This is a genomic window from Brumicola blandensis (genome assembly GCF_031846165.1).
Taxonomy (GTDB): Bacteria; Pseudomonadota; Gammaproteobacteria; order Enterobacterales; family Alteromonadaceae; genus Glaciecola; species Glaciecola blandensis.
This window is the reverse complement of the sequence record NZ_JAVRIE010000003.1, coordinates 214,394-236,267: the sequence shown is the minus strand read 5'-3', so window position 1 is coordinate 236,267 and position 21,874 is coordinate 214,394. Positions and strand designations below refer to the sequence as shown.

The 21,874-nt window shown below is 43.1% G+C and carries 15 protein-coding genes; 4 read left to right on the top strand and 11 right to left on the bottom strand.

What is annotated here, in order from left to right; genetic code table 11:
- The first annotated feature begins 95 nt into the window (after window positions 1-95).
- Both RM544_RS09470 and RM544_RS09465 read left to right on the top strand, forming a co-directional pair.
- Window positions 96-1,208, top strand: a complete 1,113-nt coding sequence (locus RM544_RS09470) for a hypothetical protein (protein ID WP_311361549.1) — start codon at window positions 96-98, stop codon at window positions 1,206-1,208.
- A 60-nt stretch (window positions 1,209-1,268) separates the two neighbouring features.
- The gene (locus RM544_RS09465) at window positions 1,269-4,403 is read left to right on the top strand and encodes a PAS domain-containing protein (protein ID WP_311361548.1); all 3,135 of its coding nucleotides are present in this window, start codon (window positions 1,269-1,271) and stop codon (window positions 4,401-4,403) included.
- 79 nt (window positions 4,404-4,482) lie between these two features.
- Here the strand turns inward: RM544_RS09465 and RM544_RS09460 are convergent, their stop codons facing one another.
- The 5 genes from RM544_RS09460 to RM544_RS09440 all read right to left on the bottom strand — a co-directional run bounded on the left by RM544_RS09460 (window position 4,483) and on the right by RM544_RS09440 (window position 10,963).
- A complete protein-coding gene (locus RM544_RS09460; protein WP_311361547.1) occupies window positions 4,483-5,754 on the bottom strand; it encodes an NAD(P)/FAD-dependent oxidoreductase in 1,272 nt (423 codons plus the stop codon).
- A 180-nt stretch (window positions 5,755-5,934) separates the two neighbouring features.
- Window positions 5,935-6,147, bottom strand: a complete 213-nt coding sequence (locus RM544_RS09455; protein ID WP_311361546.1) for a YgaP family membrane protein — start codon at window positions 6,145-6,147, stop codon at window positions 5,935-5,937.
- Window positions 6,148-6,220: 73 nt separating this feature from the next.
- Window positions 6,221-7,597, bottom strand: coding sequence for a DUF1302 family protein (locus RM544_RS09450; RefSeq protein ID WP_311361545.1), 1,377 nt, complete (start codon window positions 7,595-7,597; stop codon window positions 6,221-6,223).
- A 1-nt stretch (window position 7,598) separates the two neighbouring features.
- On the bottom strand, window positions 7,599-8,408 hold the full coding sequence (locus tag RM544_RS09445; RefSeq protein WP_311361544.1) for an outer membrane lipoprotein-sorting protein: 810 nt from the start codon (window positions 8,406-8,408) through the stop codon (window positions 7,599-7,601).
- A gap of 20 nt (window positions 8,409-8,428) precedes the next feature.
- Window positions 8,429-10,963 carry an efflux RND transporter permease subunit gene (locus tag RM544_RS09440; protein ID WP_311361543.1) on the bottom strand — a complete coding sequence of 845 codons (2,535 nt, stop codon included), beginning with the start codon at window positions 10,961-10,963 and terminating at the stop codon, window positions 8,429-8,431.
- 142 nt (window positions 10,964-11,105) lie between these two features.
- Here RM544_RS09440 and RM544_RS09435 point away from each other — a divergent pair, with 142 nt between their 5' ends.
- Complete coding sequence (locus RM544_RS09435; RefSeq protein WP_311361542.1) at window positions 11,106-12,119, top strand: hypothetical protein; 1,014 nt, start codon at window positions 11,106-11,108, stop codon at window positions 12,117-12,119.
- A gap of 1 nt (window position 12,120) precedes the next feature.
- Here the strand turns inward: RM544_RS09435 and RM544_RS09430 are convergent, their stop codons facing one another.
- The 5 genes from RM544_RS09430 to RM544_RS09410 form a co-directional block, all read right to left on the bottom strand.
- On the bottom strand, window positions 12,121-12,555 hold the full coding sequence (locus tag RM544_RS09430; RefSeq protein WP_311361541.1) for a hypothetical protein: 435 nt from the start codon (window positions 12,553-12,555) through the stop codon (window positions 12,121-12,123).
- Between the two features lie 65 nt (window positions 12,556-12,620).
- Complete coding sequence (locus tag RM544_RS09425) at window positions 12,621-12,869, bottom strand: hypothetical protein (RefSeq protein WP_311361540.1); 249 nt, start codon at window positions 12,867-12,869, stop codon at window positions 12,621-12,623.
- A gap of 12 nt (window positions 12,870-12,881) precedes the next feature.
- On the bottom strand, window positions 12,882-13,094 hold the full coding sequence (locus tag RM544_RS09420) for a hypothetical protein (RefSeq protein ID WP_311361539.1): 213 nt from the start codon (window positions 13,092-13,094) through the stop codon (window positions 12,882-12,884).
- Window positions 13,095-13,317: 223 nt separating this feature from the next.
- Window positions 13,318-16,362, bottom strand: a complete 3,045-nt coding sequence (locus tag RM544_RS09415) for a TonB-dependent receptor (protein ID WP_311361538.1) — start codon at window positions 16,360-16,362, stop codon at window positions 13,318-13,320.
- A 173-nt stretch (window positions 16,363-16,535) separates the two neighbouring features.
- The gene (locus tag RM544_RS09410; RefSeq protein WP_311361537.1) at window positions 16,536-17,177 is read right to left on the bottom strand and encodes a 2-dehydro-3-deoxy-6-phosphogalactonate aldolase; all 642 of its coding nucleotides are present in this window, start codon (window positions 17,175-17,177) and stop codon (window positions 16,536-16,538) included.
- Between the two features lie 118 nt (window positions 17,178-17,295).
- Here RM544_RS09410 and smrA point away from each other — a divergent pair, with 118 nt between their 5' ends.
- Window positions 17,296-17,880 (top strand): DNA endonuclease SmrA, encoded by a 585-nt coding sequence (smrA, locus tag RM544_RS09405; RefSeq protein ID WP_311361536.1) that lies wholly within the window; start codon window positions 17,296-17,298, stop codon window positions 17,878-17,880.
- 2 nt (window positions 17,881-17,882) lie between these two features.
- On the opposite strand, the gene purL is transcribed toward smrA, so the two are convergent.
- Complete coding sequence (gene purL, locus RM544_RS09400; protein WP_311361535.1) at window positions 17,883-21,764, bottom strand: phosphoribosylformylglycinamidine synthase; 3,882 nt, start codon at window positions 21,762-21,764, stop codon at window positions 17,883-17,885.
- Between the last annotated feature and the right edge of the window lie 110 nt (window positions 21,765-21,874).

Here is a 21,874-nt window from a genome sequence, read left to right as displayed (position 1 = left end):
AAAACTCCTGGTCAATCCTAATTTTCTGGTTTGCAAAGCATCCCAGCGATACAATTTTTTGACCAACGCATGTATTTGTTGGAATGAGTCAGTCTATGGATAATATGATAAAAAACGCATTGAAATACACGATCGGAATAGTTGCTTTTTTAACAGCTCTTGCGCTTTATTTTTTCTTCATGATGAGCAAGAACCTTAGTCATCAAGACCAAAGCACGAACGCAGCTACGGTCGACGTTGCAAGCGAAACACCGCGTGCCCAAGAACAATTACAATGCGATACTGATTCAAATGAAAATGCCCTATCAAGTCTTAAACAAGACCTTAATATTGCCCGTGACGACTACAGTGCTTGCTCTGCCTCACTGAATCAAACAGAACGAAATATCTCTAGATTGCAAAGCCAACTTGAAACATTAAGATCATCATCACAAGACGATAGCAGTGAATTACAAGCCCAGCTGCAAAGTGAGTTGCAAAGCGCGAAAGAAAGCGTAGACACGCTTCAAGCTCAAATGCTCACACTAGAAGAAGAAAAGCAGGCACTAGAAGAAGAGAAACAACAACTCATTAGCGCTAGCAATAGCGGTGATACAGAAGATGAGAAGCTAGCCAAGGTTCAATCCGACCTAGCCGACAAGAACAATGAAAACCGCAAACTGTCATCGAGTATCAAATCGCTCGAGCGTAAACTTGCCGATACTGAAGAAAGACTTCAGCAAAGCCAAGAACTTGCAGCAGCGAAATCACAACTAGAATCCGAGTTAGCGACACTCAATCAAGAAAAGATTGGACTCCTAGCGAAAATTACTGAACTAGAAGCTGAAGACGAAAACAGTTCAAGCGGTGTATCAGGCCCTCTTGCAATAGAGAAATTTGAAACACTCCCTGTGCTCTGTGACCAACATCGTTCAGCAACACAAATATGTGTTAGCTCATTTGAAATGGTGACAAAATTCAACTTCCGTCCTAATGGCTTCATCTCTCTGCGATTAGTTGGCCCGGATGGTGACACTATTGAGCGCGATTCAATTGCTGCACAAGAAGTAAACCTTTACAGCTTTACTTTTGATGATGAGATCCTTGATGCTGGTGAATATACAATTGAATTGAAAATTGATGATGTTTTCAATCAATTTAATTCTGCACAAACCTTTAGTTTGAGCTTACCTGCGGATCTCATAAACAAACTTAACTCTGGTCAGTAGAGGAAGCCATCATGTCGATTATCGTTTATCTAGACCATGCAGAAGCTTAGGATATTACAAATGGACTTACGTTTTTTCACCTCACAAAAATTGCTTTCGCTGTGTATTTTAGCACTCGTTCTTGTTCCTGATTCCTCTGCATATGCGTTCAGCGGCTTTGTTCAAGAGCAAAGCGCAAGCACCGTTTCTGCGTTAATCTACGCACTATTGTTCGTTATTACCGTCTTGTTAATCACTCCAGTTATCCAGTTTTATTTTGCAGCGCTTAAACGTGTCAGTATGGAAAAAGAGCGAAAAGCACTGCACCAAGCCATGCGTGAGAAGAACACGGGCGCTGTCTATGTTGATACTCACGGCAAAATCGTATTTGCCAATACAATGGTCAAAAACCTGTTCAAAGAAAATAACGATGTTATTGGCAAAAACATAGATGAATATTTAGAGTTCACCTACAGCTCGAAGCTGTTTAGTAAAGAAGATGGCGCACCTATCACCATCAATACGAAAGTCATAAAGGGTAACTCACCTATCACCTTGTCGGTTGGCGAAATGCTCCTTTCTGGAAAGGAAGAAGTCCGTCTTATCACTATGTGTGCGCCAAGCTCAAGTTCTGACAGCTTGCAAGGCTATGAACACTTAATCAGTGAACTTGAAGAATATAAAACCGCTCTGGCGGGCGCTGAAGGCGACATTAACAAAATTTTGCAACTTTCACCTGTCGGAATCGGTAAGTTAAACAAAGACCATCAAATTATTGGTGCGAACAAAAGCCTAATTAAACGCCTCAAATACAGTGAAGAAGAACTGAAGAAAGGCAATTTTTACAAACTATTTAGTAATTCAAAACAAGCAGAATTAGCCTCAACGCAGCTTAAAGAACAAAAGCTATTACGTGATTTTCACGTAAAACTTGTCGGTAAAAATGGTAAAGAATATCCGGGTGAGATCACCATCGACCCTATTGATGATGGTAAAGGTGAGTATTTATTCTGGATAATTAATCGCTCAGATGAACAGTTCCAATATGAGAAGTTTGAAGCACTGTTACAAAACAGTCAGTCTCCTGCTGCAATTGTTACAAGTGAAGGCATGACTAAGGCAAACCGTCCTGCCTGCCAATTTTTCAATGTTGCATCTGATGACATGCTGCGCGGTGTGTTCCCATACGCAGAGAAGTACAATGATAGTGATACTAAAGCTGAGGAATTGGCTTCAATGTTTCAAACTGCTCGCACAAACGGCGGTACAGCTTCTGCTACGTGGTCATTTGAAATCAATGACAGAAAACGTCCATGTCAGATCAAGCTGATCCCGATATTTAAAGACAACCAATTCGATTCAGTCTTGTTCCTATGGACAGATATGACTGAATTGCAAATAAAAAGCGACAGCTTAATCGAAAGTGAAGCCAAGTTAAAAGAAGCATTATCTACGCTCGACGACAAACAGAGTGAACTCGGCAAGCTACAAGAACAAATAAGCTCTTTCTCTGTTGAACGAGATAATATCGCTTCGCAATTGTCTATTGCACACAGCGAAAACAAAATGTTGCGCGAAAACGTAGAGCAATTAGTTTTAGAAAAAGAAAACTCATCTAGTGGCAAAGAAGCGCTGCAAGCTGAAATCGACACCTTAGCTCTACAATTGAAAGATGCTGAGCTTCGTGAAGCCTCTTTGAACAAAGAGCACAATACCTTTACGCAACGTATTGCCTCACTCGAAAAGCAGCACGGTGAAGCCTCTGAAGCATTATCAGCAACGAAAACTGAGTGCGCTGAACAACGTGATGAGCTAGAGCGACGCGATCAAGAGTTAAGAAATTTAAAAAGTGCACATAATGAGCAAGAAGCCCTCTTCGAGAAAGCGACGTCTGAATTGACGTCACTGAAAAGCGATGTGCAATCAAAAACTGAAAAGCTGGATGAATTTGAAGACCTGATCTTCAACCTCAAAAGAGAAAAAGAGAAGACCCAAGATGAGGTTAGTCAGTTAACCGTAAAAGTCTCTGAGCAGCGTGACATTATTGAAAAAGCAAAGCAAAGTCATTTGGAAGTGCATCAAGATAGCTCTAACGCATTAAGTGAGTTGAGAGCTCAACTAGACACATTAACAAAATCATCTGAAGAAAAACAACAGGCTCTACTGAGCGAGCGAGAACAACTTCAAGATGAACTCAGCAGCACTCAGCGAGCGCTACAAAAAGCAAATCAATCACTGGAAGAAGGTCAGCAACTATCGCAACAGAGAGCGTCTGAGGGTGACGTACAATCTTCTATTATTGAGAAGCTAAAAGCGCAAATCGTAGAGCTTGAAAATGAAGCATCTAGCCAAAGAAAAGAGCTATCGGCAGTGAATGAAAAACTTGCTGAAGAGATCGCAAATGAACACAACAAAGCCGAGACGCTTGAAGCCAGTGTTCAAGAGTCAAACGAAGAAATTGAAGCGCTGAAGCAACAAATTCAAGCGCAATTGGATACTATTGCCAACTTTGAAAAGCAAAGCTCTCATGACAACGCCGAGCGTCAATCTAGCCAAGCAGATTTACAAAGCAAGTTGATTGAAGCAAACGATACGATGCATTCATTGCAAAGTGAGATTGATAGAAAAGAAGGTCAGCACCAACAATTGAGTCAAGAGCTCGAAGCACAAAAGAAACGTGCAAGTGAGTACGAAGAAAGCGTAGCAAAAGCTGAGCAGACTCAAAAAGAACTTCAGACCAAGCTATCACAGGCGCAAAAACAGCTAGAGCAAGCATCTGCCAGCAGTTCAAGTGGATCAACAGGCAATGCAAAAGCCGACAATGTTATACAATTAAACAGACCCGATGTTGAGGCCACAGAATTACCGAGTAAACCTAGTACATGGTTTGATTTAACGACGTATTGGTCAACACAATCTGCAGGGACGTCACTCACTGATGCTCTACTGCGTTTATTTGATAACATCGATGAACTGATAAAGTACGGTGACGAAGCAACCGGTGATGGCAGCGCTCAGCAACTTATTTCACTTGCTCAGAAGCTAGTAACACTGTCGAAAAGTATCAATGCCGAGCCACTCATTGACTTAGCACAAAGCATTGAGTTTGATTGTAGTCAAGGGCTTGATGATAATGCTCTATTGCGTTGGTACCCTACTCGCTTAGGACTGCAGCGCAGTTTACGCGTAGTCTACGACCACATTCAGCGTATTTAAGAGCGACGATTCGCTTCGGCTCACTTGAAGTCAAAAAGCTACGCTGGCATAAGAAGCCAGTATAGCTAGTCGGTCTGCCCTACTCAAGTCGCTCAATACCCAAGGCTTTTAGTACGTATTTTTCATAGACAGGCTCACTTGTGCCCGTTTTCATCTTACGCATAAAGTATTTCTCAAACGCAATTTTTGCTAAATGAACCCACTTTCCCTTTTTGAACCAAGTAATGTTTCTAGGAGGAATTTGCGGCATTGCGACAAATGCTGCACCGGTATCACCCATATCAGCCAAACAGATGGCGTGCCAAGTCCCTTTACTCGTAGGTTCTTTATCTTCAATAATAATGGCTTTTAGATTGTGCGCAATTGCCGTCATCATCGTTTCAATCATATACCCTGTTTTCGGCGTTCCTGTTGGCACTGGTGTCGTTTCCACCGGCGGGATAGCTACGCAAACACCGCCAGAGAATATATTCGGGTATTTAGGACTTCGCTGGAATTCATCAGTGATAACAAAGCCTTTGGGGTTACACAAACCTTCTACATTTGCAACAGCATCAATACCAGCAAAAGGAGGGATCAACATAGCGTGATGAAAGCCAATTTCATGAGTAAAGTCCGTTTCGCCCTTTCGGTTTAGTTCCGACACATACATCAAGCCGTCATCTACTTTATCCACTTGAGCATTGCATACCCACTTAATATCTTTGCTGCGTAAGTCTGATTCAAGCAGTGATTTCGAATCTCCTACACCGCCTAAACCTAAGTGACCAATGTAGGGTTCGCTAGTGACAAAATGAATCGGGACCTTGTGCCTTATTTTTGCGTCGCGCAAAGCCTTGTCTAAAATAAAAGCATATTCGTAAGCCGGGCCAAAACAACTGGCTCCTTGAAATGCACCGACAACGACAGGACCTGGATTTTTTATGAGTGCTTGAACATCAAGGTAGCACTGCTTGGCATGTTCTAATGTGCAAATCGACTGCGTGAACCCCGATGGACCCGCACCTTCAATATTTGCAAACGCCAATTTTGGTCCCGTGGCAATAATTAAATAATCATAATCAACAATATCGTCATCAGCCGTTTTTAACTGACTATTTTGGGCATCAATTTCAGTGACTCTGGCACATTTAAAGCCGATATTTTTTTTAGACAGGTATTTTTCAATGGGAATAGTAATCGCCTCTGGCTCTCGCCAGCCAACTGCAACCCATGGATTTGAAGGGACGAATCGAAAGTCTGGTCGTTCGTTGACCACCAGCACTTCGTGGTCCTTACCCAATATTTCTTTTGCTTCATAAGCTGCGGGCATGCCGCCTGTTCCTGCACCTAACACAACAACCTTAGCCATAGTGATATCCTTTTGTAGTCACTCGTATTAAAAATACTGATTTGTTACAAGAGTGTTAACAAAAGACGTGCCAAGTTAGTTTATATGCTATCCAACTGTTTTAATTGAATATTTTAATTTTAGCATTGAAAGAACTAAATGAGCCAATGTCATAATTGACAAGGCTCAGTCAACTCTGTCTTACATATTTGCGAGCTCTTTCTCGCTTTTAAAGCCAAAGACTTTTTTCAATATGATGGTTGCTGGACAAAAGCCCGTAAAACTTTGTTGAAAAAGGTTGGCGCCAATAAACACTGTGAACCATACGAAATTAGGGTGCACCCATACGGTGAGTGCGACAGACAACAATACCATGAACCCTGCAAATGCAGTCAATGCTCTTTCAGCAGACATAAAAAACTCCTCAATATAAGTGGGATTGTGAAAGCTGACCACGCCTATCGGAAACAACTTTCAACTAGCCCTATTAGTAAAAATATCTAAAACGAATAAATGCATTACTTGCATCTTCAAACTGCCCAAAGAAGGTATATGCTTTATCGCCGTAAAAAAGATTTAATCCTGCTGACAGGCGCCAGCTATCCACCGGGCTATAGTCGCTTGTCAGCTTAAAGTAACCATCATCATCAGACGTAGAATAGAAATGAAAGGCATTAATGCTTAGCGTTTGCTGCAACGCTCGGTAAGTCAGTCGTTGAGTTAACCAGATGCGCGTGCGACTTGTCTCAAACTCTGGGGTTAGAGAGCTTTGTAATTGTTCATCGTAGTCTTGAGTACGTTCTGCATACCACTGAACGCTTCCAGTCAAGTTAGTCACTAGCTCTTGCTCATATGACAATAAATACCGAGTCTGACTGTTAGGTATCAGTGGATTGCTGCCGTCAGCATCATGCTTTGAATCATAATAAGCAAACTCAGCATTCACTAAACCAGGCCCTAAGGTCGTTATTGCGCTCGCTCCATATACATTTAACGCTGAGAAGCTTGGTAAAAAAGCGTCGTTGAAGCTATTTGGCGACTTATGAAAGCCTTTATAGGCATAAAACGCGAACTCTGTTGCATCGATGCTCTTGTATAAGCGCAATGCGTATTCAGGTGAACTGGGTTGAAGCGCCGATTCGACATCAAAAGCAGGTGCAACTTGTTGACCCGCAAGCGGTGAAAAAAACGAGAAATAATCACCATTGATAAAATTATCTGGCGTAAATTCTGGTGTGACAACAAAATCTACATTGAAGGCGTCGAAGAAACCAGATAGTTTCGCTGAGAGTGATGGTGCTTTTAAATATTCGTCATCGCGACCGGCAAAAAATGATTGAAAGTCTTTAGCAAATAAGTCATTGAGAAACACATAGTCTCCGGTCCCCCAAGTCAGTACTTGTTGTCCAAGCTTGAGATCAAAGCGCTTTCCCCACTCGCCAAGACTAGACAAGTTACCTTGCCACGCTGCTTCCCTCACCTGCAGTCTAAATTCATCCTTAACACCATCATAATAGGCATCGGTGGTGATGGATAGACGAGATTGACTGAGGTCGTAGTCAAACGAAAACTGGACACGAGCATCGGATAAAGTTGTGTCAGTCCCCAATAGACTATCACTTGATACTCGCCTTCCCGCAGCAAGCTCAGCAAAGCCTGTAAATTGATAGGGTTTATCCTCTTCCACTTCCCATTCACCCATATCCCATTCGTCTTCTTGTGCCATCGTATCCTGCTGGTAAGATCTATCCTCCAGCGCTGTTGCATTGGCACTCATCGCCACGAATATCAGACCGAAACTAGGAAGGAGCCTGATATTGGGCCTTCTTTTTTCACTCGAATGAGTCACTTTGAGTCGAATCATATCAGTCTAGCCATTGCCGAGGTGGTGTGCGCAAACTTCTTTCAGTAAACACCTCATCATCTAATCCAATGTTGTACTGAATATTGCGAAATTCCATTAAAGTATAAGCGCCACCGACCAAGTCACTGACTTTTGAGCGCACTACTGTTGGATGACCTTGGATAGTATCTATTTTTACCGCTTCAACCCGACGATAGTTTTGATCATTGTTATCGTAGAAATTAATTAAGATTGGTAATTTCGTTGCTTTATCAATGGTCACTTCGTAATACGCAAATTCCACTGAATCGGCTGCCTTAGGCCGTGCTAACAAAATATAGTGTTCCTCACTTTGTGACTTAAGCTCAAAGTTATCCTCTGAAATTGCACGCCCTGACACGTCTTCATAAAAAAAGTGAGAACCAACAAACGAGGTTCGCTTGTCGCCAGAAGAAATTCGTTTCACCAAGTCAAGCGCCGGCAAGTACAACCACCTGTCGTCTTCTACACTCAAATCTGCCCGTTTCTCTACGCGAAACACGGTGTCTTTTACATCAGATGGTCGGGAAAAAAATACCATCATTTGTTGATCGCCATTGTCTGCTATGTCTCTACGCAAAATAGTAAACTGGCGCATTTGTTTGCGACCTTGTTTATCTACAATCATCATTCGAGCATCTGAACGGCCATCATCGCCAGCGTAATAAGCTGCCTTTTCAGATTCCTTCACGATCGCTGCAATGTCAAGCTCCTGTGCGAAAGAATTGCTGACGCTAGTAGCACCGAGTAACAACAATCCAATAAAACTAACAAAACTTGTTTTCTGCTTCATTTATATTCTCCTCGAATCTACTATTTAAAAACTATTTTCTTTGCCATGGTCATGACTGAAGGCAATATCAATAGCGTGACTAAGGCTGATATCGCCATAATACTGGCTAAAAATACGCCCACGGTAATGTAAGGAACAAGCGGGGCAAACAATAAAGGGGTGAAACCTAAGGCGATGACTAGCGCGTTGCGAGTGATTGCCGTTGCAGGCTCATCAAACATAATTGAAAAAGTGTCTGAAATACTCTGTGTCTGCTTATACGTTTCACGAGCTCGCTCTAAAAAGTGGATTGCAAAGTCGACTGACAGCCCCAAAGTTAGCGCTGATAGTACCGCAATTGGCATATCATAATCTTTACCAATGATGCCAATAAGCCCATAAATAAAGGTGATAGTGATAGTGAGTGGAAGCATTGCTAGCACACCAAAGACCAAAGAACGGAACAAAATAACCATCATAATAAAGACAATAACAAAGGCACTAATCAAGCTATCAAGCATGCCAGCTACCATGTTATCTTGCCAAACTACGTTTATATAAGCCTTGCCTGCCCAACCTAATTCGATGTTTTGTGGTAATGGATTATCCGCCACGTAGTTGTCTACTAAGTCGATAACCTTCGTCATGTCTTGATTATCTCCCGACGTCAATTGCAGCCAAACAAGCGTTTGCTGAAAATCGGGAGTGACAAAGTGCCATAAATCGTTTGGACGATGGCTAGACTGATATTGCAAGAGCGTTTGTGCAACAGCTTGCGATGAATTAGGGATTTGATAGTCTTCTGCCGAGCCAGAACGCAATTCACGATTGACGACTTTTGTTACGTCAGCCAAGGAGTTCGATTTACCCACTAAACCCGATTCTTGCATGTGTGTTTGCAGAGAGCTGATATAAGCAAGTTGTTCTGGTGACTGAAAAGTTTTCGAGCTACTAAGGTTTTTTTCTAAAATAGTGATTAACCCTGAAAGATAGGCATCTTCTTCCTCACTGACATCAGCAAACAACTTATCTTCGCTATCGATAATAAGTTGCTGATACTGCTCACTTGGCGCTTGGTCGCCAAACGCTGTGACTCTTTCCTTGGCCCATGGCAATAGAGATTCAGGTAAATCATTGAATATGATGTCTGAGACAGGCGGTAAAGTATCGCTGGTACTTAGCACGATATAAGCGTCGTAAGTCCCGGCAAAGTTTTCGTTTAGGACTTTATCTGCCACTCTAATTTCATGATTTTGCTTGAACCAACGGACAGGATTGTCATTAATCTGTATTTGATTGATCCCCCAAATCGAGACTGCGAATACCACGGCAAAGCTTGCCACTAAGACAAACCGATTGTTCAATGCAAAACTGCCGAGAGATTTTGCAAACGATGCTATTTTGCTACCGCCTTGCTGTGAATGCATAACTTCTTGTAACTTATTGAGTGAAGTCTCATTCATCCTTGATAAGTACGCAGGCATGAAGACGATAGTAATAATGAAAGCAAGTAATATCCCGCTGCCTACAAATGCTCCGAAAATTTGTACTGGAGGGATTGGGGTCAACATCAATGAATAAAAGCCTACCGATGAGGTCACAGAGGTATATAACATTGGTGTGAATAAATGCCCGACTACCTCTTCAATAGTGTCGTTTAAACTTTTACCCGGTTTATAACGGTCGCTGAATTCAGATAAAATATGTACAGAATCAACCACTGCGATAGGCATCAAGAATATCGCAATCATTGACGACATAATGTGCACGGTAAAGCCTAAACCAATCAACGCACCCATCGTAATCAAAACAGTTGCCATCGCAACAATCATAGGTGCAATAATTAATGGAATATTGCGAAAGAATAAAAACAGTAGGATAAAAATCGTTAAGCCTGCAAGCGGTGCTGATATCCCCATTTGAATAAACATCTCAAAGCCAAATTGATCTTCAGCCACAGGCAAACCGGTTATATACCAATCGGCGGTGCCATTTAATTGCGAAATTTCACTACGAATTTTTTCAGCAATATTATAACTTTCATTTTTATCGAGTATTGGTACATATATCGCTGCAGCTTTGCCATTTTGCGACGCCAATGTGTCTTGCAGTAACGGCAGGCGAGCAAGATTTTCTTGGATTTTAAGCGCTTCAGCTGTGCTCGCAGGAGGTGATGGCATCATCCATTCGAAACGAATCGTACCAGTCGATGTTTGGCTAATATTATCGACAGTCGATATGGACATTAAATCAGCAGAAACTACACCATCTATTGACATTATTGACTCTGTTATGACAGAAATGTCAGTCAATGATGATTGGGTGAATACCCCATTTGGGTCACTACTATCGACGACGCCAACGACGATAGCATCGTACATTGCAAAGGTGGTTTTAACTTGATTATGAAATACTCTAGCAGGATGCTCTGCATCCAGCATATTCTCTGGATCTGTATCAATTTGTATGCGTGGAATTTGGGCCATAAAACCGAGTGTTAATAGCAGTAAAACAACATACACAATTTTCGGTTTTTGAGTACAAAAATGTACTAGTTTCTTAGCGATAGAATCCATTAATACTAGGTCTCTTTTAACAAGTCTTATAGTGTACATACAAAAACAATGCCAAACAGAAAAATAATACCAACTGAATCAACTTGTGATTCAAACTATATTAGTTATTATGCATCTGCACCAAAGGAAAAGGGTGAAAAGGATGACCAAAGCCAATATTCACAGTATTTTGCCAATGCTCATAATAGTGAGCCTAATTATTATATTCTCAAGTATTGCGATTTGGCTTGTACAATTTGAGCCTAACATTCGCCAACAATCTCATTCGACAAGCCCAAACTCTGAGCTTGAGAATCTAGTCACCATTCCAGAGTCAGATCAATATGAGCCGGTCATGGCAGTCAAAGAGCAAAGTGATGCTAAGCCGCATAATCCTCCCGAGCTGGTTTGGCTCAACCGGCCTTTTTGGCAACTAGACGGCCTGCTTACAGATAAATTACCTGCACTGCAATTGGCTTATCAGAACGGAGATAAGGCAGCAGGCTTCGTTATCGCCGCGTACTTATCAAGGTGTAACAAGGCACCATCGAGCAAAGCAGATCTCGAAGAGAAATTTGAATTCGCTATTGAAACCGGTGAAGCCGATTTAGCAGAGCGATTAACTCAACGTTACAACTTTTGCCAAGGAGTGCCTGAGGAGATGCGAGAACAGCATCTAACACGCTTTATAACACTCTCGAAAGATGGCTTCACACCGGCGTTGGAGGTGATAGGAAGTATCCCATCAAAGCAATATATGGAGTATATGAAACTAGAAGAGCTACCAAGAGATGAATATATTAGTGCCAGAGATGCGTTTGAAAAATCCAAGTATCAATACCTAACACAAGCAGCAAATCAGGGAAGTATACTGGCCTTACTAAAGTTAAGTGATATGAACGCACATTCTCCCAAACACATTGAAGAAAGCCGAAATAAGGGACATACATCACTATCATTAGCATTAGCTAATGCTTCGGTTGCCAAGCATTTTACCACCAACGATCTCGTTTATGGCAGAGCCGAGTTTATTCAGAGTCGTTTGTATCAGAAAGCCAGTGCTAAAGAGATCTTTTTAGCTGAAAGCCTGTCTGCCAATATGGTCTCCAAAATACAAAAGATTGGTCATGCTTACCCTGCCAGAGAAAAAGACCGTTGGGTGTTTACATTTTATTGATCTAGCGAGCATTAACTTTACGTTGATGTGTTAGTTTCAAGCTAAAATGACGCCTCATCAATAGAGCGAATAGGACTGAAAAAGCTGAACAAGCAAGTCCAATCATCCAAAGAGATAAGTTGTCTCTCGCAAATAAAATACAAACCGCGCATGAAAGCGACATTGCATTAATTGTCATGACGACAAACAATGAGCTATCACTTTGCTGTGTTTTCACCTTTCGGTCATTAATCAGGCGACTAAGAACGTTCAATATAGGCAAGCGCTCTGCTTCAAGCACTATGTTAGCTCCTTTGAAGTACTTGTAAGCATGCGCTGACACATAGCTTGGGACGAGTAACAAACAAAGGCTCAACACAATGTAGGCGTTATTGGCTGCGACAAAAGCGAAATTATAAAATGAGAATACCGCAATATAAATGTATGTTTTCTTCACTTTTCTTCCTTGAATTAGTTTTAATTGAATCGGCCTACAGTGTAGGCCGATAAATTTTAGCAGTGTTAAGAAACACTCCCACCATCGTTTTGAATCTGATCCACGATGCTATCTACACCAAATGCCAAAGCGCCAACCAAGCCGCCGACAACAGCACCAAAGCCAGCTCCAATTGGCCCGCCTACCGCTGCGCCAACAACGGCCCCTGTTCCGGCTCCAGCAGCAGCGCCGGCACCAGCGGCTTCTGCTACATCACCACCAGAAACACCTGCGCCAGATACCTGCGCTAACTCGTATGTCGTTAATTCTTTCATTTTTAGTTCCCTCTAATCTGTGAAAAATTCATAAGCGGCACCAGCAATAGCAGCAACCGCGATAACACCAATGGTGACCGGTGCTGTCACAGTTGCGCCAACAGCTACAGCGACACCAATCGCGCCTGCTGCGTACGACCCACCAGCAACAGCGCCTTGAGCCGCATCTGCTGCATCGCCAGCACCACTAATCAAACCAATTTCAACGTCGTTAATTTCTCTCATTTTTACATCCTTGTTATCTATAGTGACTTAGTTTCGAAGCACCAAGTCCAATAAAGTGATGAACAAAATACTATGTATGTTCACCCTCCCATCTCAAGCTTGAGAGCTCAGTGTGCTATGAATCAATAGATGAAACTACTGGTGTAAAGGATGGTTTTAATGAAAACCATAGGCATAAAAAAAGGCTGCAAGCAGCCTTCATAAATATATGTAACAGAGCCAGTTAGAACCTATAGCTTGCACCAACAAGGATTCTGCGGTCAGTTAGACCTTGGAAGCATAATAAACCTCCTTCATTGACACATGATTGTTCCGCATCACTTTGTGTAATATTAATTCCCTCAAGACCGAAGCTCAGGTTCTCATTTACATCATAGTTAATACTTGCGTTAAGTTGGCCACGAGCTTCATTCACGCGTGGTAAACCAAATTGAAAGGCATCTGTAGCAATGTAGGCAGAGCGCCAGGTATATCGAGCACGTGCTGATATGCCATACTTTTCATAGAACAATGTAAAGTTATAGGCGTTTTTCGATAAGTTCTGCAACTCAACACGGTCTTGAGCGTCTTCCTCTGCAATACCCAGAGCCTCTAAAATGGCGATACCACGACTGTTGAAGCTTCGGAAATCATCACCACTGCTAGCATCTTGATATGTGTAGTTAGCGATTACACCAAAACCAGAAGCCCAACCAAGGTCATCTTCGAAGCCCGCAAGGTCGTATTGAAATGCTAGCTCGATACCTTTTTGTGTGGTGTCTCCATTGCCGTTAAAGGTTGACTGGAAAGGAACACAAATACCTTCACCAGGGCTTGGGTTGTTGATGTTTCTATCGGCGACAGGGTTAAAAATGCCGCCGTCTTCACACGGCGCAGTAATATCGATGTTTAAGACGCCGTCGACCACGTTACCCGGAGGATCTTCAGTAAATGGAATAAATAGGTCTTTACGCTTCTTATAGAAAACGCCTGCACTCAACACACTTGATGGAGCAAAATAGTACTCAACAGCTAAGTCCACAGACCAAATATCTTCTGGCACTAGATTGGGATTTCCCGCTACTACAGGCGCGTTGGCATTGACAGTAAACTGAGTAGAAGTCGACAGATTATCGAAATCAGGGCGGTTAATATCTCGACCTAATGATGCTCTAAGCACGACATCTGAATTGATGTCTGCGACAAGGTTTAAACGTGGAAGTACAAAGTCGTAGTCACCCGTTTCAACTAACTGTTCAAACGAGCCATTGTTTTCAACCAAGCCTATGGACGTGAGTTCAGTAGTGACATAACGCAAACCCACGCTACCACGCAGGATATCGCTTTCAAAGTTTGCTTGGGCATAAAGTGCATGGGTTTCTTCTGATATGTCAAAGAAAGCCGACTCATCTTGCACCAATGCACCTAAGGTTTCACCTGGGTTATTTGGATCGTCTGAGGCCGAAATAATCGCGCTATTTATTGCTTGAGCAACTGCATCTGGATCTGAATAGGATAATCCTGGATTAATAATCAGAAAATCTCGTACAAATAAACGTCTTCCGTCTGCAGCGTTAAAGTTAGGTGAGCCAGGCACCACTATGTTTGAAAATAGACTCGCTCTAGGTCGGTCAAACTCAGAGGATGAGCTTGTTAGGTTTACACGAGAATTATTGAAATCGTTATTAAGCGTTGAAGACTCATTGTAGCGATAGCCAACATCTATCGAGCTTACAAAAGGAATTGCTCCATCAAGAAAATAGGTAAAGTCTGATCTAAAAGCAGTTTCTTCATTTTCAGATAGGTCGCGTACCTGCTGAGCCTGACTCAAAGCATAATTTGCAGGGTCAAGCAATTGCGCTGTCGTTGGAGATGTTGCTAAGCCTTGCGCAATACCAAATTGCAAGGTGCCGCCTCGTAGATCAAACTCTACAGGCGTACCATTATCCACGCTTCCACCTAATACTGGCTGTGCAGAGTTAGGGTTAATAAAATCCAAACGAGTTGCAAAGTTTGGTGTGACTGTATCGGATTGCGAAACTGCATATTCAGCACTGAGTACATATTTGTCATCGGTCCATTCACCACCGATTCGTATCACCGAACTGTCGGTAAGTCTCGCGCCGGTATTTGTCGTAGTCCTGATATTCGGATTCAACCCACTTGCCAAAATAGCATCTGGTAATAAAACACCGGAGGTGACGGCTTGAATCGACGGTATATTGATTATACCGCTAGGCGTATCAATAGAACCGAAGTTTACAGTCTCGAATGAGGTGTTTGTCGTAATATCTACAACGTCAATGTCTGACACACCTGAAAATTGAATCTCTGTGCTCTCTTGTGTACGTTGCTGATCATTCACTAGGGCATCGACATACAGACGCAGCTTGTCGTTTGGCTGCCATTCAAAAGAAGCAGAAAAGTTCGTGGTTTCATAATCAAGAATATCGTAGTCCTGATTGAAGAACTGGATCCTCAAAAAATCAAAATCTTCTGCACTACCAATGATGCGATCACTTGGCTCACCCGCTCGGCCATCGGCATCGTAGTTTTGATCTGTTGTGACTAAACCGTCACGGTCAGCTCGCGGCCTAAAAGCGGAAACGTTTTGTTCGGCATAACTCGCGCTGATGACAATACCAAACTCACCATTGTCAGTTGACCAATTATCGCCGAAAGTACCCGAAAGTATTGGGGAATAATTATCGTCAACATCCAAGTCACTATTTTGCACCTTGCCACGCACAGCAAAGACGGTGTCGGTTAATTCAAGTGGCCTCAAAGTGCGTAAGTTGATAGTGCCACCAACCGATCCCTCAATGGTTTTCGCTTCGGGTGCTTTGGTAACTTCAACTGAGGAAATGAGCGCTGCCGGCAAGTCTTCAAAACTGATGCCTCCGCGCCCCGAACCGGAGCCAACGGTGGAAACGCCATTGATTTCCACTCGGTTTTCATCTGTACCGCGAATTTGCACCGCCGTACCTACACCCGCTGTTCGGGTGATCTGGACCCCTGTGACATTTTCTAATACTTCAGCCAGATTTTGGTCAGGTAGCTTGCCAATATCATCTGATTGAATAACTTCAACAAGTTTGCTAGAAGCTCTCTTTTCTGCAAGTGCTTTAGTCAACGACGAGCGAATTCCTTTTATCTCGATAACCTCGACATTATTGTCATTGCTTGCCTCTTCCTCTTGTGCCAACGCAAAGCCAGATGCTGACGCCCCGCCAAGCGCAGCAAGCGCTATAGCTAAAGTGGAGAGTTTAAAGTTTTTAGTTGTAGTCACAGTGTCTTCCTTTATTGTTGTGTAGATAAGACGGGCTGGCTGCTCCGATTAAGTGACTAATAAAGCCAAATCTTCACAAACACCACGTTTATTTAACAATAAATTAACACCATCGGACATATTGTCAAGCGGTAAGGCCAATTAATTTATAATAAAATAACTCAATGGGCTAACTAGTTTGATAAACCTCTCCAAACACTAGCAAAGTCCCTCGCCTTTCGCCGAATATCATCATCACTCATACTGGGATGAAATAGTGCTGAGCCTACGCCAAAGCCATTGGCTCCGGCTTCATAGAAAGGCATCATTGACTGCTCCGTGGCCTCAATGCCTCCCACCGGGAAACACTGTGTTTGAGCTGGCAATACAGAACGTAAAGCCTTTAGGCCGCCAGGCTTAAGTACATTGGCAGGGAATAGTTTTAAGCAGTCTGCGCCAGCTTCTATCGCATTAAATGCTTCAGTTGGGGTGAATACACCGCAACACATATAGGCTTGAGCTTGCTTCGCAATGTTGATCACCTGACTATTAAAATTCGGTGATACCACAAGATTTGCCCCGCTATCTACAACAGCCTCAGCTTGCTTGTGCGTAGCTACGGTACCAGCACCTAGCAACAAAAGTTGTTCACTTGGCTCAGCTTGATTCGGCTCTTGCAAATACTTATCGGCAAGCATCTGAATACTGTTCAACGCGTCAGGGCTATTCAAAGGGACTTCAAGCATGTGAAACCCTTCTGATAACAGAATGTCTGCAACAGATAAAATACGCTCTGGTGTTACACCTCGAAGAATTGCGATAAGTGGCAGGGTCATGATAATTTCCGTAAATAAATTCTGGACTAAGCTTGAGATTCTGGCGTATAACCCACAGATACTCAAATCGATTTAGAGTATATCGGCATTAAAGCTAGTCGCAACCAAGGAGTCACTTATGTCACATTCTGTACCTGATGACCTTTCATTCTTCGACGAAATGAGTGATGTAAAACCTCTAGCAAGTAGCAATACAATTGCCCTGAATAACAAAAGCCAGGAAACACTTGCTCAAAAGCTAAAGCGTGAGGCATTGATCGCTGAAGTCGAAAAAGACGACAATGGTTTATCGGTAGAGCAAGTCACACCGATTGATCCTCATGACTTTATTGAATACAAACAAGATGGTGTACAGGACGGCGTATATAAAAACTTGCGACTAGGGAAATACCAAATAGATACCTCGCTAAACATCACTCATATGAAGTTAGACGAGGCCAGAATAGCACTCTATAAAACCATTAAAGAGTGTCATGAAAAAGGGGTTCGCACTCTACTATTACAACATGGACTCGGGTTGAAAAGTAAACCCTTCCCTGGTTTCATGAAGAGCTATGTAAACCAATGGCTGCGTCAAATTGACATGGTAATAGCGTTTCATACAGCACAGAAACATCACGGTGGCTTAGCTTCAGTATATGTGCTGCTGAAAAAACATCCCAATCAAAAACTGATTAACCGCGAGCGAAACCGCCGCGGTTAGTTTTAGCCAACAAATACACGCGCGTTTCTAAACATGCGCATCCATGGGCTATCTTCTTTCCAGTCATCTGGTCGCCAGGAATTACTAACCGCCCTAAACACACGTTCAGGGTGAGGCATCATGATCGTACTTCGTCCATCAACCGACGTTAAACCTGTAATGCCCTGTGGGGAACCATTTGGGTTTGCCGGATAGTCGCTGGTCACTCTGCCGTAGTTATTAACATAGCGCAGTGCTATTTGACTGGCATTTTTCAGCGCGGCTATTTGATTGTCAGCTTTAAACTCAGCACGACCCTCGCCATGAGAGACGGCAATGGGCATTCTTGACCCTTGCATACCTGATAAAAGAACCGAAGGCGAATCAGCCACTTCGACCATCGCTACGCGTGCCTCAAATCGTTCAGACTGATTAGTCACGAAATGTGGCCAATGTTCTGTACCAGGAATGAGTGATTTCAGATTGGATAGCATCTGGCAACCGTTACACACACCCAACGAGAAAGTATTATTTCGCTCAAAGAAAGCTTTGAAACTTGCTTTCACTTCTGGATTGAACAAAATTGATTTCGCCCAACCTTCTCCCGCTCCTAAGACGTCACCATAACTAAAGCCACCACAGGCAACCAAGCCAGCAAAGTTATCCAATGAGCGCCCATTTAACATGTCGCTCATATGCACATCGATTGGCGTAAAACCTGCCCGGTGAAAAGCCGCAGCCATTTCAACATGGGAGTTCACACCTTGCTCACGCAAGATAGCGACCTCAGGCTTAGCGCCTGTGTTGATATAGGGGGCGCTCACATCTTGATTGATATCAAAATGTAATAGGCTGTGTAAACCTGGGTCTTCAGAATCGCCTTTGGCTTCGTGCTCTTGGTCAGCACAATCAGGATTATCACGCAGCTTTTGCATTGCATGAGTAGTGCTTGCCCACAATTGACGGTAAACAGTACGCGTGTTTTTAACTAACAACTCACCATCTTTGCTGACACATATATTGTCAACATCGTTTATTTCACCGACTTTGTGAATACAGCCCTCAAGACCAAACTGCTGGGCTACTGAATTGAATGCTTCGTAATCAGTTTCTCGAACCTGCACTACACCACCAAGCTCTTCATTAAATAAAATAGACGCAGCGTCGTTACCTAAACCGCTAATATCTAACTCAATCCCTTTTTTACCCGCAAAGGCCATTTCAGCTGCCGTCACAAATAACCCGCCATCAGAACGGTCATGATAAGCAGCAATTAAACCCTTACTCACAAGCTCTTGCATGAATAAGAAGTAGGCTTTTAGTTTGGCAGGATCATCTACGTCTGGCACGTCTTTACCTAACTTTCCGTAGACTTGAGCTAGACACGAACCACCCATACGATTCTGCTTATTGCCCAAGTCAATAAGGTACAAGCTAGACTCAGAAGCGGTCTCTCGCAATTCTGGCGTCACCGTTTTGCGTACGTCTTTTACTGCACCGAAAGCGGTAATGACCAGTGATAATGGAGACGTGACCGCCTTATCTTGACCATTGTCTTGCCATGCCGTTTTCATCGACATCGAATCTTTTCCAACAGGGATAGTCAAACCAAGCTCTGGACATAGCTCTTCACCGACCGCCTTCACTGCAGCATATAAACCAGCGTCCTCACCAGGGTGAGTTGAAGCGGACATCCAGTTAGCAGATAATTTAATTCGCTTCATATCACCAATATCAGTACCTGCAATATTGGTTAATGACTCGGCAACCGCGAGTCTGGCCGACGCAGCATGATTAAGCAATGCCACCGGTGTGCGCTCCCCCATACTCATCGCTTCGCCTGAGTAGGTATCGAATGCAGACGTTGTGACAGCGACATCAGACACTGGAACCTGCCATGGACCAACCATTTGGTCTCTGGATACCATACCCGTAACAGAACGGTCACCAATGGTGATCAAAAACGTTTTATCAGCAACCGTTGGTAGTTGAAGCACGCGCTCTATCGCTTCTCTTAAATCAATATTCTGTGTATCGAAAGTGTCGCCATTTGCTGTAGAACTCTCCACATCTTTGCTCATTTTTGGTGGCTTACCTAAAAGCACGTCAAGCGGCATATCAATCGGTTTGTTGCCAAACTTTGCATCACTGAGAGTCAAGTGCTGCTCTCTTGTCGCTTCACCTACAACCGCAAATGGTGCTCTCTCTCTCTTACAAATCGCTTCGAATGTTGCTAGGTTTTCAGGCGCTACAGACATTACATAACGTTCTTGTGATTCATTGCACCATATTTCTAATGGCGACATACCTGGTTCATCATTTGGTACTTCACGCAGTTCGAACACACCGCCGCGCTCACCATCATTAACGAGTTCAGGGAATGCGTTGGATAATCCACCTGCACCAACGTCATGGATAAATTGAATCGGATTTTCGTCACCTAATTGCCAACATTTATCAATCACTTCTTGACAGCGTCTTTCCATTTCAGGGTTTTCACGTTGCACAGATGCAAAGTCTAAATCGGCGTTACTTTGTCCAGATGCAACTGAGGATGCTGCGCCGCCGCCCAAACCAATATTCATTGCTGGGCCGCCTAAGGCGATAAGTTTTGCGCCAACCGTTATTTCACCTTTTTGGATGTGGTCCTTTTTAATATTACCTAGTCCGCCTGCGAGCATGATCGGCTTGTGATAACCACGTACTTCTTTCCCATTAAAACTATCAACTGTTTGTTCGAATGTGCGGAAATAACCTAGAATATTTGGGCGTCCAAATTCATTATTGAAAGCGGCACCACCTAGCGGCCCCTCGAGCATAATATCCAGAGCAGTCACTATCCGCTCAGGTTTACCGTAAGCGACTTCCCAAGGTTGTGAGAGACCGGGCAAATTCAAGTTTGAAACAGAGAAACCAACCAAACCTGCTTTTGGTTTTGAACCTCGCCCCGTTGCGCCCTCATCACGAATTTCACCACCCGAGCCAGTCGCTGCGCCTGGAAATGGCGAAATCGCAGTTGGGTGGTTATGCGTTTCAACCTTCATGAGAATATCGATATCTTGTTGATGATAGTTATATTCACCGGTGTTCGCGTTTGGATAAAAACGACCGGCATGCCAACCTTCCATCACAGCAGCGTTGTCTTTATAAGCTGAGTGGACAAAGTCTGTTGACACTTCATAAGTGTTTTTAATCATTTTAAATAATGACTTTTCTTGCTTCTGGCCATCAATCGTCCAATCTGCATTAAAGATTTTATGGCGACAATGTTCGCTATTTGCTTGTGCGAACATATAAAGCTCAATGTCGTTCGGGTTGCGACCCAATTGAGTAAAGCTATCAAACAAATAATCTACTTCGTCTTCCGCCAGTGCTAAGCCTAAAGAAATATTGGCATCAATTAAGGCTTGTTTACCCTGTTCTAGAATAGGAACTGATGTGAAAGGTTTCGCTTCAGTCTGAGCAAACAAGACACTAGCGCTCTCCAAATCATTAAATACAGACTGCGTCATACGGTCATATAATGGTGAAGCTAATGTCGTTATTTCCAATTCGCTTTGCGTCGATACGTAAAATGCAATACCACGCTCTAATCGTTTTATTTTGGTCAAGCCGGCATTTTTGGCAATATCTGTTGCTTTTGAAGCCCAAGGGGAAATGGTACCCGGACGAGGCGTCACAATAACTAAACGACCAGCAAGGTCTAACTTTTCGGAGTTTGGTCCGTAAGTAAGTAATTGTTCCAGAACGCCTAATTCCTCAGCGTCTAATTCACCTTCAACGTCAGCAAAATGAACGTATTGTGCGCTTACATTCTGCACTGGCAGACCAAGATTAGCGTATTGCGCTAATAACTTTTCTTGTTTAAACGATGAAAGAGCAGAAGAACCGCGAAGAATTAACATAGTAGATACCAATTATTAGGGTTGCACGTGTGGTAATGCAACCAAAGGCTAAGGACAGCAATTGGCGCAGAATTATAGAGGAAAATGCGGCACTTGATAAGTGATTAACA